The 13,303-nt window shown below is 68.4% G+C and carries 11 protein-coding genes; 2 read left to right on the forward strand and 9 right to left on the reverse strand.

Features of this window, described 5'->3' with window-relative positions; translation table 11 throughout:
• Nucleotides 1-15 precede the first annotated feature (15 nt).
• The 6 genes from AB8P05_RS32440 to AB8P05_RS32465 all read right to left on the reverse strand — a co-directional run bounded on the left by AB8P05_RS32440 (nt 16) and on the right by AB8P05_RS32465 (nt 6,220).
• Nucleotides 16-1,035 (reverse strand): GDP-mannose 4,6-dehydratase, encoded by a 1,020-nt coding sequence (locus AB8P05_RS32440; RefSeq protein WP_472762043.1) that lies wholly within the window; start codon nt 1,033-1,035, stop codon nt 16-18.
• Nucleotides 1,023-1,979, reverse strand: a complete 957-nt coding sequence (locus tag AB8P05_RS32445) for an NAD-dependent epimerase/dehydratase family protein (RefSeq protein WP_472762044.1) — start codon at nt 1,977-1,979, stop codon at nt 1,023-1,025. Before AB8P05_RS32445 ends, AB8P05_RS32440 begins: the two co-directional genes overlap by 13 nt.
• 13 nt (nt 1,980-1,992) lie before the next feature.
• Nucleotides 1,993-3,363 (reverse strand): lipopolysaccharide biosynthesis protein RfbH, encoded by a 1,371-nt coding sequence (gene rfbH / locus AB8P05_RS32450; protein ID WP_472762045.1) that lies wholly within the window; start codon nt 3,361-3,363, stop codon nt 1,993-1,995.
• 46 nt (nt 3,364-3,409) lie between these two features.
• Nucleotides 3,410-4,507, reverse strand: coding sequence for a CDP-glucose 4,6-dehydratase (rfbG, locus tag AB8P05_RS32455; protein WP_472762046.1), 1,098 nt, complete (start codon nt 4,505-4,507; stop codon nt 3,410-3,412).
• Nucleotides 4,508-4,515: 8 nt separating this feature from the next.
• The gene (gene rfbF, locus AB8P05_RS32460) at nt 4,516-5,286 is read right to left on the reverse strand and encodes a glucose-1-phosphate cytidylyltransferase (RefSeq protein ID WP_472762047.1); all 771 of its coding nucleotides are present in this window, start codon (nt 5,284-5,286) and stop codon (nt 4,516-4,518) included.
• A gap of 124 nt (nt 5,287-5,410) precedes the next feature.
• Complete coding sequence (locus AB8P05_RS32465; protein ID WP_472762048.1) at nt 5,411-6,220, reverse strand: FkbM family methyltransferase; 810 nt, start codon at nt 6,218-6,220, stop codon at nt 5,411-5,413.
• Between the two features lie 246 nt (nt 6,221-6,466).
• Here AB8P05_RS32465 and asnB point away from each other — a divergent pair, with 246 nt between their 5' ends.
• Nucleotides 6,467-8,389 carry an asparagine synthase (glutamine-hydrolyzing) gene (asnB, locus tag AB8P05_RS32470; RefSeq protein WP_472762049.1) on the forward strand — a complete coding sequence of 641 codons (1,923 nt, stop codon included), beginning with the start codon at nt 6,467-6,469 and terminating at the stop codon, nt 8,387-8,389.
• Between the two features lie 41 nt (nt 8,390-8,430).
• Here asnB and AB8P05_RS32475 read toward each other — a convergent pair whose 3' ends face one another.
• Together AB8P05_RS32475 and tnpA are read right to left on the reverse strand one after the other, a co-directional pair.
• Nucleotides 8,431-9,633, reverse strand: a complete 1,203-nt coding sequence (locus AB8P05_RS32475; protein ID WP_472762050.1) for an RNA-guided endonuclease InsQ/TnpB family protein — start codon at nt 9,631-9,633, stop codon at nt 8,431-8,433.
• Between the two features lie 3 nt (nt 9,634-9,636).
• Complete coding sequence (gene tnpA, locus AB8P05_RS32480) at nt 9,637-10,032, reverse strand: IS200/IS605 family transposase (RefSeq protein ID WP_472762051.1); 396 nt, start codon at nt 10,030-10,032, stop codon at nt 9,637-9,639.
• Between the two features lie 169 nt (nt 10,033-10,201).
• Here tnpA and AB8P05_RS32485 point away from each other — a divergent pair, with 169 nt between their 5' ends.
• The gene (locus AB8P05_RS32485) at nt 10,202-12,121 is read left to right on the forward strand and encodes a hypothetical protein (protein WP_472762052.1); all 1,920 of its coding nucleotides are present in this window, start codon (nt 10,202-10,204) and stop codon (nt 12,119-12,121) included.
• A 70-nt stretch (nt 12,122-12,191) separates the two neighbouring features.
• Here AB8P05_RS32485 and AB8P05_RS32490 read toward each other — a convergent pair whose 3' ends face one another.
• Nucleotides 12,192-13,214, reverse strand: coding sequence for a glycosyltransferase family 2 protein (locus AB8P05_RS32490; RefSeq protein WP_455176191.1), 1,023 nt, complete (start codon nt 13,212-13,214; stop codon nt 12,192-12,194).
• Nucleotides 13,215-13,303 lie beyond the last annotated feature (89 nt).

Raw genomic sequence — 13,303 nt, forward strand, 5'->3', positions numbered from 1 at the left:
CTATTGCTGGACGATCTATTGCTGGGCGATCCAGGCCAGCATGTCGGAAACGCCGCGGCGGGCATCGACCTTCGGCTCCCAGCCCAGCAGGCGGCGGGCCTTGGCGATGTCGGCGACGAAGATGCGCTGGTCGCTGATGCGCGGCGGCAGCCGCTCGAACCGCATCTCCACCCCGTGCAGCTCCTCCAGCAGGCGGAACAGCTCCAGCAGGGACAGGCTGTTGGCCATGCCGCCGCCGATGTTGAACACCTGGCCCGCCACCGCGTCGGCCCGCTCCACCGCGCTGAAATAGAGGGTCTTCATGTCCTCGGCATGCAGCACGTCGCGCACCTGCTTGCCGGTGCCGCTGATGGTGAAGGGTGCTTTGAGTTGGCCGAGCCCGGCCTGCACCGCCAGACCGCAGAACCAGCCGACCCAGCCCTGGTCGGCGGTGGCGTATTGCCGGCCGCCATACATGGAGGAATGGCGGAACACCACGGTGCGCAGCCCGAACACCCGGTGATGGTCCAGCATCATCTGGTCGGCAGCACCCTTGGAGGTGCCGTAGGGCGAATGGAAGTCGAGCGGCGCGGTCTCGTCGAAGCCGTTCGGGAAGGCCGGGGCGACGTAGCGGGTCTCCGTCTCCTCATACGGCGTCCATTCCAGGTCGCCATAGACCTTGTTGGTCGAGCTGTAGAGCACCAGGGCGTCGGGGGCCGAACGGCGCACCGCGTCCAGCAGGTTGAAGCTGCCCAGCGCGTTGACCTCGAAATCCAGCCGCGGGTCGGCCAGCGAGGTGGTCATCGCCACCTGACCCGCCAGATGGAAGACCACGTCCGGCCGCAGCTCCGCCACCGCGCGCTGCACGTCGTTGGGATTGCGGATGTCGCCGTGGCGGAACTCGAACTCGCCCTGGCCGCGCAGCCAGTCGAGGTTCAGCGTGCTGCCGCGGCGGGACAGGTTGTCGAAGACGCAGAGGTCCTCGCCACGCTCCAGAACGGCGGCGGCGAGGTTGCTGCCGAGGAAGCCGCAGCCTCCGGTGATCAGGTAGCGCACGGGGAAGCTCCGAAATTTTCGGGTGGGTCCAGGAAGGCCAGCGTCTGCCGCATCCCCTCGTCCAGCGGGGTCGTGGCCCGCCAGCCGAGCCTTGCGGCGGCCTTGCCGGCGTCGGCGACGATGCTCATCACCTCGTCCGGGCGGTAGGGCAAGGCGCCCCAGACCAGGGCGTCGCCGCCATGGCCGACGGCGCGGGCCGCAGCCTCGCCCAGGGCGCGGATGGTGATCGGCGCGCCGGAGCCGAGATTGACGATCTCACCGGCCGGGAAGTCCGGCAGCTCCGCCAGCCGCAGGCAGGCCCCGGCCACGTCGCCGACATAGACATAGTCGCGCAGCTGGCCGCCGGCTGTCAGTTCGGTGCGCCGGCCCTCGCGGCAGGCGCGCAGGATCATCGGCACGAATTTCGTGTCGTTCTCCAGCGGGCCGTACATGCCAAAGGGCCGGACCACGGCGAGCGCCAGCCCGTGGGACGCGGCGGTGCCGAGCGCTGCCAGCGTCGCCGCCGCCTTGGTGATGCCGTAGAGGCTGCGCGGGGCAAGCGGCGCGTCCTCGCCGATCGGGCGGTCGGAGGGGCCGTATTCGTAGCAGGTGCCGACATGGACGAAGCGGCCGACTTTCGCCTGGGCCGCCGCGCGCACGAGGTGCAGCGTGCCCTCCAGGTTGGTGCGGGCCGAGGCCGCCACGTCCTGGAAGCGGTAATCGACGCCATAGGCGGCGCAATGGACGATCAGGTCGGGACGCGCCCCGGCCACCGCCGCCGCGATCTCCTCCCCCGATGCCGTCAGGTCGAGCCGCACCGGCTCCGCCGCCACGCCCAGGCGGGCGAGACGCCAGCCGTCGCTGCCCTCGCGGCCGGCGGCCAGCACCGTCCAGCCGGCATGGCCGAAGCGGGCGGCCACATGGGCGCCGAGGAAGCCGGCGGAGCCGGTGACGAGAACACGCATCGCCCGGCGGCCCTCAGCCGGCCGTCCGCGCCCGGACGAAGCTGCGGATGACGTCCAGCATATAGTCGATGTGGGCGGCGGTCAGGCCCGGATAGACGCCGATCCACAGGGTGCGGGCGGTGACGATGTCGCTGTTGGTCAGCTCGCCGACGACGCGGTGCGGGCGGCCCTTCATGTAGGGCTGGCGCAGCAGGTTGCCGCCGAACAGCTGGCGTGTGCCGATGCGGGCGCGGGTCAGCTCGCGGGTCAGCTCGTCACGGCTGAAGGGGGCGTCGGCCGCCACGGTCAGCGGGAAGCCGAACCAGGACGGGTCGCTGTTCGGCGTCGCCTCCGGCAGGATCAGCATGTCGGCCAGCTCGGCCAGACCGGCCTTCAGGCGGGCAAAGTTGACCTTGCGCGCCTCGATGAAGCCGTCCAGCCGGTCCATCTGGCCCAGCCCGACCGCCGCCTGCATGTCGGTGATCTTCAGGTTGTAGCCGAGATGGGAGTAAATGTACTTGTGGTCATAGCCGTGCGGCAGGTCGCCGAGCTGCCAGTTGAAGCGCTGCTTGCAGGTGTTGTCCTGGCCCGGCTGGCACCAGCAGTCGCGGCCCCAGTCGCGGAAGGATTCCAGCGAGCGCTTCAGCTTGGCGTTGTTGGTGAAGACCGCCCCGCCCTCGCCCATCGTGATGTGGTGGGCCGGGTAGAAGCTGAGGGTGCCGATGTCGCCGAAGCTGCCGACCAGCTTGCCGTCATAGCGCGCACCCAGCGCGTCGCAGCAATCCTCCACCACCCACAGCCCGTGCTTCTCGGCGACGCGGGTGACGGCGGCAAGGTCGAAGGGGTTGCCCAGCGTGTGGGCCAGCATGATGCCGCGGGTGCGCGGTCCGACCGCCTCTTCCAGCAGCCGCATGTCCATGTTGTAGGTCGGGATGTCGACGTCGAGGAAGACCGGGACCATCCCGTTCTGCAGGATCGGGTTCACCGTGGTCGGGAAGCCGGTGGCGCAGGTGATGATCTCGTCGCCCGGCTGCAGCGCGCGGTCGCCCAGCAGGGGCGAGGTCAGCGCGGTCAGAGCCAGCAGGTTGGCCGACGAGCCGGAATTGACCGTCAGCACGTTGCGGGCACCCAGGAACCCGCCCAGCCGCTTTTCGAAGGCGTCGTTGAAGCGGCCGGTGGTCAGCCAGAAATCGAGGGCGGAGTCCACCAGCAGCGACATCTCCTCGCCGCCATAGACCTTGCCGCTGACCGGGACCGGCGAGCGTTCCGGGTCGAAGGGCCGGTCGGCATGGGCGACCTCCGCATATTCGGCCACCAGATCGAGGATCCGGCGGCGCAGGTCTTCCCGGCGATCCGCCGAACCGGCTGACGAAGAGGGGGCCGGCGACGAGGAGGAGGAGGTCATGACGGTCTCACGGAAGAAACGGTGATGCGGAAGGGCGCCGGCCGCGTCAGGCGGCCGGACGGGCCTCGTTATACGCAAGAAGCTGGGCCGACATAAGGGCGGGGATGTCCTGGCCGCGGCCATAGGCGCGATACCACTCGACGGTGCGGGCCAGCGTCTCCGCCAGATCCCAGCGCGGTGCCCAGCCCAGCCGCTGCCGCGCCTTGGAGCAGTCGAGCGCCAGGAAGCGGTTCTCGTGCGGGCCGGCGGGGCCGCTGTTGTCGACCCAGGCGGCGCCGTCGCCCCACAGCGCGGCCAGCCGGTCGGCCACCCAGTGGACCGGGCGGGCGCTGCCCTCGGCCGGGCCGAAGTTCCAGCCTTCGGCATGGGTCGCCGGCTCGTTCCAGGCGGCTTCCGCCAGCATCAGGTAGCCGTGCAGCGGGTCGAGCACATGCTGCCAGGGCCGGGTGGAATGGCGGTTGCGCACCACCGCCGGACGGCCGTCTAGGAAGGCGCGGATCAGGTCGGGGACCAGCCGGTCCTCCGCCCAGTCGCCGCCGCCCACCACGTTGCCGGCGCGGCCCGACACCAGGGCGACCGGGCTTTCCCCCGGCGGGAAGAAGGACTGGCGGAAGGCGGCGGTCACCAGCTCCGCGCAGCCCTTGCTGTTGCTGTAGGGGTCGCGGCCGCCCATCGGCTCGTTCTCGCGATAGCCCCAGACCCACTCGCGGTTCTCGTAGCATTTGTCGCTGGTGACGTTGACCACCACGCGCACGCTGTCGATCCGGCGCACCGCGTCGAGCAGATGCACCGTGCCCATGACGTTGGTGGCGTAGGTCTCCACCGGGTCGCGATAGGAACGCAGCACCAGCGGCTGGGCCGCCATGTGGATGACGATGTCGGGACGGGCGGCGGACAGCGCCGCCTCCAGCCGGTCGCGGTCGCGGATGTCGGCGATCTCGCTGCGGTGCAGCCGGTCGCGCAGGCCCGCCGCCTCGAACAGGCTGGGGGTGGTCGGCGGCTCCAGCGCGTAGCCGGTGACGCGCGCCCCCATGGCGGAGAGCCAAAAGCCGAGCCAGCTTCCCTTGAAGCCGGTGTGGCCGGTCAGGAAGACCGACTTGCCGGACCAGAACGACGGATTGGTGGACATCGACGGGGCGGACATCGGGGCGGTTACCAGGTCTTCCAGGGCGGGTTGCCGGCGGCCCACAGATCCTCCAGCAGGCGCTTGTCGCGGATGGTGTCCATGCACTGCCAGAAGCCGTCATGCTTCCAGGCGTGCAGCTGGCCGTCCTCGACGAGGCCGCGCAACGGCTCCTGCTCCCACATGGTGTCGTCGCCGTCGATGTAGCGGCCGACCGTCGGCGACAGCACGAAGAAGCCGCCGTTGATGCGGGCACCGTCGCCGGGCAGCTTTTCCTGGAAGGCGGAGATGCGGTCGCCCTCAAGCTCGACCACGCCATAGCGGCCGGGCGGATGCACCACGGTCATGGTGGCGGCACGGCCATGCGCCTTGTGGAAGGCGACCGAGGCGGAGATGTCCACATTGCCGACGCCGTCGCCGTAGGTCAGGCAGAAGGCCTCCTCCCCCTCCAGATAGGGCAGCACGCGCTTGATGCGGCCGCCGGTCAGGGTGGATTCGCCGGTCTCGACCAGGGTGATGCGCCAGGGTTCGGCCAGACGGCGGTGAACCTCGACCGTGTTGGTCCGCAAGTCGATGGTCACGTCCGAATTGTGCAGCGAATAGCTGGAGAAATACTCCTTGATCGCATAGCCTTTGTAGCCCAGGCAAATGACGAAGTCATTGATGCCATGCGAAGAATAAATCTTCATGATGTGCCAGAGGATCGGCTTGCCGCCGATCTCCACCATCGGCTTGGGCCGCAGGTCCGTTTCCTCGGAGAGCCGCGTTCCAAGGCCGCCGGCAAGTATTACAGCTTTCATTTCCTGCAGCTCTTCCAATTCAGGAGTGGACCAGGGCAGACTATTAATCAATTTATGAAAAAACGGTCAAGCACAGGCGCTCGAAGCCGTTCGCGGACACCAAAGGTCACGATGGAGAGTTGCCTTAGCGCCACCAGGCATGATCGTCGGTGATCTCGGGATCGGGGATGTGGATGTCGGTGCCCGGCGGCAGGGCGAGGAGGTTCACGGCGCCGATCCCATCGAAGACGTCCAGCGGGTTGCCGGCGAAATTGCCGGGGTGGAACAGGCGCGCCGTGTGCCACCAGACCCGGTAGCCCATCGAACGGATCAAGCCGATCAGGGCGGGGGAGCGGTCGCGCCGGTCGTTCTCCACATACAGCACCGGACGATGGCGCGCGATCAGCCCGGCCGCCCCGCGCAGCACCTCGGCCTCCATGCCCTCGACGTCGGCCTTCAGCAGGCGGCAGGACGGCAGGTTGAAGCTGTCCAGCGTCACCAGCGGGACCAGCTCGCCATGGTCCCAGCCGCCGAGGGCGAGGGCACCGAAATTGTTGGAGCGGCTGGGGTCGAGCACCGGCACCCGGATGGATCCGGCCTCGCTCCCCACCGCCATGCGCCGGGTCCGCACATTGGCGATGCCGTTCAGGGCCAGATTGGCGGAGAGCAGGTTGAACAGCATCTCCTGCGGCTCGAAGGCGAGGACGGAGCCGGACGGCCCGACCATGCGGGCCAGCGGCACCGTCTGCGCGCCGATGTTGGCCCCGACCTCCACCACAACGTCACCGGAACGCAGGATCGAGCGGAACACCGCAACCTCATGCTCGGCATATTCGCCATAGAGGTCGAGGGAGCGGCCGACATACTGGTCGTTGCGGTTGTAGACCATCAACCCGTGGCGGCACGGCCGCATGCGGTTGAAGCCACCCTCCAAATCCACTGGCCCGCCGATCATTCGCTCCATCCCATCCCCGCTGCCCTATCCCCGCTGCCCCATCCGGCCTGACGCAGGACCCATGGCCTATGGCACTTGCTGTAATCCAAAGCCGGAACCGGAAGCCACGACTTTCCGCCCGCGCGACTTTCCGTCCAGGCGGCCCATCATCGCATTCCCGGCATTTCGCCATGGCACCCGGTTGGGCGAGACGCTACACCTAGCCCCCGTCGCCACTTTCGGCAGTCCCTTCGGGAGAGCAGCCCCATGTGCGGTTTCGCCGGCTTCGCCGGACCCGGCGGCGAGCGCGACCTCGCCGTCATGACCAGCATCATCCGCCACCGCGGCCCCGACGACGACGGCGTGCATATCGACGACAGCGGCGCGCTGCCGGTGCATCTGGGCTTCCGCCGCCTCGCCATCATCGACATCGAGGGCGGCCACCAGCCGATGGCGACGGCCGAGGGCGATCTGGTCATCGTCTACAACGGCGAGATCTACAACGCGCCCGAGTTGCGCCGCGCGCTGGAGCAGGCCGGCCACCGGTTCGTCACCGACCATTCCGACACCGAGGTGCTGCTGCACGGCTACCGGGAATGGGGCCTGGAGATGCTGGAGCGGCTGAACGGCATGTTCGCCTTCTGCCTGCATGACCGCCGCCAGGGCCGGCTGGTGTTCGGGCGCGACCGCTTCGGCAAGAAGCCGCTGTTCTACGCCGAGACGCCGGGCGGGCTGGTCTTCGCGTCGGAGGCCACCGCGGTGCTGTCGCACCCGTCGGTGCCGGACACGCTCGACCGCAACGCGCTCGTCAAGTATTTCGCCTACGGCTTCATCCCGGCGCCGCTGACCGCCCATGCCGCGGTGCGCAAGCTCCCGGGCGGCTGCAGCATGGTCTACGACCTGGCGAACCGCCGGCTGTCGGTCAGCCGCTACTGGGAATACCGGATGGTGGTGGACGACCGGCCGCCGGGCGGTCCCGACGAGTGGGCGGAGGAGTTGCGCGAGCTGCTGGACCGCGCGGTGGAACGCCGCATGCTGAGCGACGTGCCGGTCGGCTTCTTCCTGTCGGGCGGCATCGACAGCGCCGCCATCGTGGCGCTTGCAGCAAAGCACCGCGACCCGGCGTCGATGAAGACCTTCACCATCGGCTTCGACGAGCCGAGCTTCGACGAGAGCGGCTATGCCGCCGACGCCGCGCGCCATTACGGCACCGACCATGCCTGCCGCACGCTGAACCTCGACACCGCGGCGGGGATGCTGCCGGAGCTGCTGGGCCGGCTGGACGACCCGATCGCCGATCCCTCCATCCTGCCGACGCATCTGCTGTCGCGCTTCGCCCGCGAACGGGTGACGGTGGCGCTGACCGGCGACGGCGGCGACGAGCTGTTCGCGGGATACGACACCTTCGACGCGCTGCGCACGGCGCGGCTCTACCACCATGCCGTCCCCCGCCCGCTGCACCGGCTGGCCGAGGCGGTGGCCCACCGGCTGCCGCGCTCGGACCGCAACATGAGCTTCGACTTCAAGCTGCGCCGGGCCCTGCGCGGGCTGGGGCACCAGCCGGCGCACTGGATGCCGTCCTGGCTGGGTCCGGCGTCGGTGGAGGAGGTGTCGCGGCTGTTCGGCACCGAGCTGTCCGCCGACGACCTCTATGACGAGGCCGACGCCCTGTGGCGGTCGGGCGCCAGCCGGCACGACGTGGACCGCTCCATCGAGTTCTACGGCCGCTTCTATCTGGGCGAGAACCTTCTCATCAAGGCCGACCGCGCCAGCATGTTCTGTTCGCTGGAGACGCGCTCGCCCTTCCTCGACCGCGACCTCGTCGCCTTCGTCAGCCGGCTGCCGGCCTCGGTCAAGCTGCAGCCGAACGGCCTGATGGGCGGCACCCGCAAATGGATCCTGAAGAAGGCGATGGCCCCGCTGCTGCCGCCGGCGATCCTGTCGCGGCCCAAGAAGGGCTTCGGCATCCCCTTGAGCCGCTGGCTGCGCCACCTGCCCCAGCCGCCGCTGGAAACGGCGGCGCGCATCGGGGTGGACGGCAAGTGGCTGGCGGCGCGCTGGGACGAGCACCGCGGCGGGCAGGCCGACCACCGCGGCCTGCTGTGGGCCTGGACCGCGCTCGCCACCGCGCTGGACCGCCCGGCCCAGACACCGGCACCGCCCCTGGCACCGATGGAAAACGCCGCTTAACATCTTCCCCACGGCTAGAGCCGGGGATTTCCAAGAGCAGCCTAGGCCGCTCTCTTCAGTTCGCGCTTCAACGGTTTCCTACCGGAAGACCTCGGCGCGGGCTGTGTTCCAGCCCTTAGGATGTTGCGGGCAGCATTGGTATCGGCGTGTGCCGTATGCCCGCAATGTCCACATCGAAAAGTCGCTTGGCTCTCGCGACTTGCTTTATCAATTGTCCCGCATTCAGCGCAGCACTGCGACGTGTATGCCGGATTGACTTTACGCAACTCACCGCCACGTTCGGCGATCTTGTAGGAAAGGAGGGTCTCGAATTGATGCCAAGCGTTGTTCAGGATGGCGCGGTTCAGCCCCGCCTTTTGCCGCACCTTCCTCCCCGGCTCATCGATCGTTCCGGCCGCGCTCGCCGTCATGCTCGTGGTCTTCAGCGCCTCCAGCACAACAACGCTGTGCATCGCGGCAATCTCCGTGGTGCGCTCGTGGTTCCAGTGCAAACGGATGCGGGCGATCTTCGCTTTGGTGCGTGCCAGGATCTTGCGCGCAGCGTGACGACGGTTCGAGCCGCGCTTGCACCGCGCCAGCTTGCGAGCCTGTTTGCGCGCCCGGCGGTCCAAAAGGTTCAGATGCTCCTTCGGCATGTCGCGGAATGTGCCGTCCGACAGAGCGATGGTGTGGACCACGCCCCGGTCAATGCCGATAGCCGGGGCAAAGTTCGGAGGCGCGGTGTGTTCGACCTCGGTCGAGAACACGACGTGCCAGCCCAATGCATCGCTGGTCACGGTGACGTTCTTGACCGTGCCGGGAATGTCGCGGGTCAGTCGGAACTTCACCTCGCCGATCTTGGGCAGTTTCACCACCGCCCATTTGGCATTCAGCTTGCGCCACTGGCAATCGCGCCCACTGAACCGGAAAGCATCGTTCATGCCCCGCTTGCGTGGTGTCGGGTAATCGGCCCTGTCGGCGAAGAAGTTGCCGAACGCCTTGTCGAGATCGCGGAGCGCCTGCTGCTGGCAGATGATCGACACGGCGGCGATCCAGTCGAACTCGGCGCGAAGCGCGGTCAACTCGCGAGCCTGCGACGGATAGCTGATCGTAATTCCGGTGTTGGCCTTGAACTGGCGCCACCAATCGCAGCGTTGCTCCAGGCCGAGATTGTAAACGAGGCGGCAAACGCCAGCGTACTGACCGAACATGGTTTCCTGTTCAGCGGTCGCATACAGCCGGAATTTGCAGCCTCGGTTCTGCATGGGTCAGACGCTCTTTTGGTTTTCGATGTACCGCTTGATTACGTCGAGCGGAGCGTCGCCAACCGTGCAGACGAAATAGCTGTTGGTCCACAAGCTCGGAAGCCGCGACTTGAGTTGGGGGAACTCGTCCCTCAGCAAACGGGACGACCGGCCCTTGATCGCTTTCACCAGCCGATGAATGCCGAATTGCGGGTCGCAGCCGACAAGCAAATGCACGTGGTCTGGCATCACTTCCACTTCGACCAACTCGGCGCCCGTCTCTTTGCACACGCCAGCGACGATCTCCTTCAGCCGCCCGCCTATCGGATCGATCAACACCGGGCGACGGTACTTTGGGCACCAGATTGCATGGTACTTGCACGAATAGACTATGTTTTTGTTCGACCGATAATCAACCATGTGGAATTAGATAGCATGGACCTGTCTAACATCCAAGACCATTCCGCCTGTGGCGATGGCTCGGCTGTCCCAATGCCTAACGGCAGGGGTTTCCGCCGCTCCGGGAGCGCGTTTCGATGAGTTTAGACAGTCTGGATCGTCCGCTCTCCCGGACGCGCGGGGGGCGGACATGCACAACGCTGCCCGCGCCGACGGTCCCTCCGGCCGCGCTTCGTCGCTTGCGCGCATCCTGGTCGGGCTGCTGCTGGGGCTGGGGGGGCTGATCGTCGCCTACCAGTTCGGCATGAACATGCATGCCAGCACCGGCCTGCCCTATTGGGACGACTGGGGCTATTTCTTCGGCACCGCCCAGGGCGTGCAGCAGCCGCTGACCGTCCAGTCGATCTTCGCCAAGGACAGCGACCATGTGGCGCCGTTCTTCAAGCTGCTGACCCACGGGCTGTGGCAGGCCATCGGCGTCGATTTCCTCGCCTTCCGGCTGGTCGGCTGGCTGGCCTTCGCCGCCATGCTCGCCGCTTACGCCCTGGTCCTGCTGCGGGACTGCGTGCGGTCGGCCTGGGATGCGGTGCCGGTGGCGGCGGCCGGGCTGTTCCTGACCGGCACGCTGAACAACGAGTATTTCTATTACCAGCACATGGGGCTGGCCCAGCCGATCTTCTTCACCTGCCTGTTCCTGTTCCTCCACATGCTGGCCCGCGGGCGGCTGGTGCCGGCGACGCTGTTCCTGCTGGCCTTCGGCTCCACCGGGGTGTTCGGCGCCAGCTATGCCCTGGGGGCAGCCGGGGCCGGGGCGGTGCTGGCGCTGCGTCAGGGCGGGGGCTGGCGGGACCGTTTCGATGGCCGCACCCTGGTGGCGGTCGGCGGCGGGCTGCTGCTGACCGCGGCGATGCTGTGGATGACCTTCAGCGGCTCCTACGCCAACCACACCGGCCAGCCGCTGGTGCTGCCCTGGCACAGCGGCTTCTGGGCCTTCCAGCTGGGCGCCTTCGCCACCGCCGCCGGCCTGCCGGTGGAGGCGGTGGGCGCGCCGCTGTCGCTGGCGGCGGGAGCGGCGGCACTGGCGCTCTGCCTGATCCCGGCGGCGGGCCTGCTGCTGGGCGGCGCCGGGCGGGAGAACCGCAACGCCGCCTTCGCCATCGCCGGGCTGATCGCCGGGACGGTGATCGTCACCATGACCACCGCGCTGGGCCGGGCCGGGCTGTGCGGCGAGGGCATCGCCGCCGCCATGCGCTGCGGCACCATCCCGCGCTACGCCTATCCGGTGCTGCTGGCCTTCCCCGCGGCGGTCGCCGGCTGGACGCTGCTGCTCGGCCGCCGGAAGCAGGCCGGGTTGGGCACAGGCACGGCCGCCGGGCTGGTGCTGGCGGCGGCGCTCGCCGTCGGCCATGGCGCCGGCACGGACGGTTTCTGGCGGCACTGGAGCGTGGCCGGCCTCAACCGCATGGTGGCGGAGCGCGACGCGGCGGCGGAACGCTGCGTCGCCACCTACCTGCAATCGATCCGCACGCCCGCCGGGATGGGCACGGCCGGCATGGATTGGAGCCAGCCGCTGGTCTGCCCCTCCGCCTCGCCGCGCAACATCGCGCCCTTCCTCCAGGCCGCCCACGATCTGAAGGCCGGCTTCGTGCAGTCGATCCTGGCCGATACGGCGAGCCGGCCGGAGCGGGCGACCCTGGCCACGCTGCTGCGGGCGGGCAGGCTGGACGAGGCGTCGGCACGGCTGCGGCTGGAAGTACCGCCGCGCGACGCCGGTCTGCTCGGGGGCGGTCTGCTCGGCTCGCTCGACCGCTTCGTGCAGCTTCCCTCCGGCTCGCCGGCCGCGCTCGGCTGGGCGGTCGATGCGGCGGTGCCGGCGCCGGCCGCCTTCGTCCTGCTGGGGGTGGGGGACCGCATCGTGGCGACCGCGCCGACCGGCGGTGCGCGGCCCGACGTCGCCGCCGTGCTGCAGGACGGGCGGATGACCGACAGCGGCTTCAGCCTGCCCATTCCGCCCGACCTGGCCGGCCAGCGGGTGCGGCTGTTCGTGCTGGGCCATGACGGCGGGCTGAAGGAACTGACGCCCCCCGGCGGGGTGGCGGCGACGCCCTGACATGAAAAAGGCCCCGCACCGGGAACGGTACGGGGCCTTTTTCATGTCCTGTCTTATCCCATGGGGGCCGTCAGTCCCGGATGCTGCGGTCCGGCGGCGGCGGCTCGTCGAAATTCAGCATGGTCTTGATGGAATAGTGGCTCTTGCCCTGGCTCTCGAAATAGATGCGGACCAGCAGTTCGGCCAGCAGCCCCATCAGGATGCACATCACGCCGGTGACCAGCCCCATCGTCACCAACAGCGGCAGCGGCGTCATGATGAAGGAGATGCCGTCGACCAGCTTCAGATAGACCGCGTAGATGCCGGCCAGGAAGGACAGCCCCATGAACATCAGGCCGGCGAAGCCGAAGATGTAGATCGGCTTGGTCTCGTACTGGGTCAGGAACTTCACGACGACGAGGTCGAGGACGACCTTCAGCACGCGCTCCAGCCCGTATTTCGACTGGCCGTGGCGGCGCGGGTGATGGCGCACCGGCATCTCGGTCAGCTTGGCGCCCTGCCAGCGGGCGTAGATCGGCACGAAGCGGTGCATCTCGCCATAGAGCCGGTAGCCCTGCAGCATCTGGCGCCGGTAGGCCTTCAGCGTGCAGCCATAGTCGTTCAGCTTCACGCCGGAGATGGTGGAGATCAGCCTGTTGGCCATCTTGCTCGGCAGCGTGCGCAGCAGGAAGCCGTCCTGCCGGTCGGCGCGCCAGCCCGACACCACGTCGTATCCCTCGTCCAGCTTGGCGAGCAGGCCGGCGATGTCCTGCGGGTCGTTCTGCAGGTCGCCGTCCATCGGCACGATGACGTCGCCGCGGGCATGGTCGATGCCGGCCATCATCGCCGCGGTCTGGCCGACGTTGCGGCGGAAATTGATGACGCGGATGCGGCGGTCGGACGCCACGCGCTGCAGCTCCGCCTCCGTCCCGTCGGTGGAGCCGTCATTGACGAAGATGACCTCGAAGCTCCGCCCCAGCCCGTCGAGCGCCGGGATCAGCCGGCCGCACAGGGGGGCGATGTTGTCCTCCTCGTTGTAGACCGGGATCAGGACCGAGACGGAAACCGTGCCCATGTCCGTGGTGGCGGATCCGGGGGTAAGCAGGAGGGTCATCGAACGGGTCCGGAGGCTGCTGGTCATCTGTGGGGGCGATGCCGGGCCATGGTATGGCCGCTGGATCCGGCGAGCGCAACGGCTAATTG

It is taken from the genome of Azospirillum sp. VT-I1 (assembly GCF_055698305.1).

Bases quoted from the DNA above. Each gene is read 5' to 3' on its own strand.
- AB8P05_RS32485 (WP_472762052.1), top strand. From the start codon at position 10,202: ATGCACAACGCTGCCCGCGCCGACGGTCCCTCCGGCCGCGCTTCGTCG.
- tnpA (WP_472762051.1), bottom strand. From the start codon at position 10,032: ATGGTTGATTATCGGTCGAACAAAAACATAGTCTATTCGTGCAAGTAC.
- asnB (WP_472762049.1), top strand. From the start codon at position 6,467: ATGTGCGGTTTCGCCGGCTTCGCCGGACCCGGCGGCGAGCGCGACCTC.
- rfbH (WP_472762045.1), bottom strand. From the start codon at position 3,363: ATGACCTCCTCCTCCTCGTCGCCGGCCCCCTCTTCGTCAGCCGGTTCG.
- AB8P05_RS32490 (WP_455176191.1), bottom strand. From the start codon at position 13,214: ATGACCCTCCTGCTTACCCCCGGATCCGCCACCACGGACATGGGCACG.
- AB8P05_RS32475 (WP_472762050.1), bottom strand. From the start codon at position 9,633: ATGCAGAACCGAGGCTGCAAATTCCGGCTGTATGCGACCGCTGAACAG.
- AB8P05_RS32445 (WP_472762044.1), bottom strand. From the start codon at position 1,979: ATGCGTGTTCTCGTCACCGGCTCCGCCGGCTTCCTCGGCGCCCATGTG.
- AB8P05_RS32465 (WP_472762048.1), bottom strand. From the start codon at position 6,220: ATGATCGGCGGGCCAGTGGATTTGGAGGGTGGCTTCAACCGCATGCGG.
- rfbG (WP_472762046.1), bottom strand. From the start codon at position 4,507: ATGTCCGCCCCGTCGATGTCCACCAATCCGTCGTTCTGGTCCGGCAAG.
- rfbF (WP_472762047.1), bottom strand. From the start codon at position 5,286: ATGAAAGCTGTAATACTTGCCGGCGGCCTTGGAACGCGGCTCTCCGAG.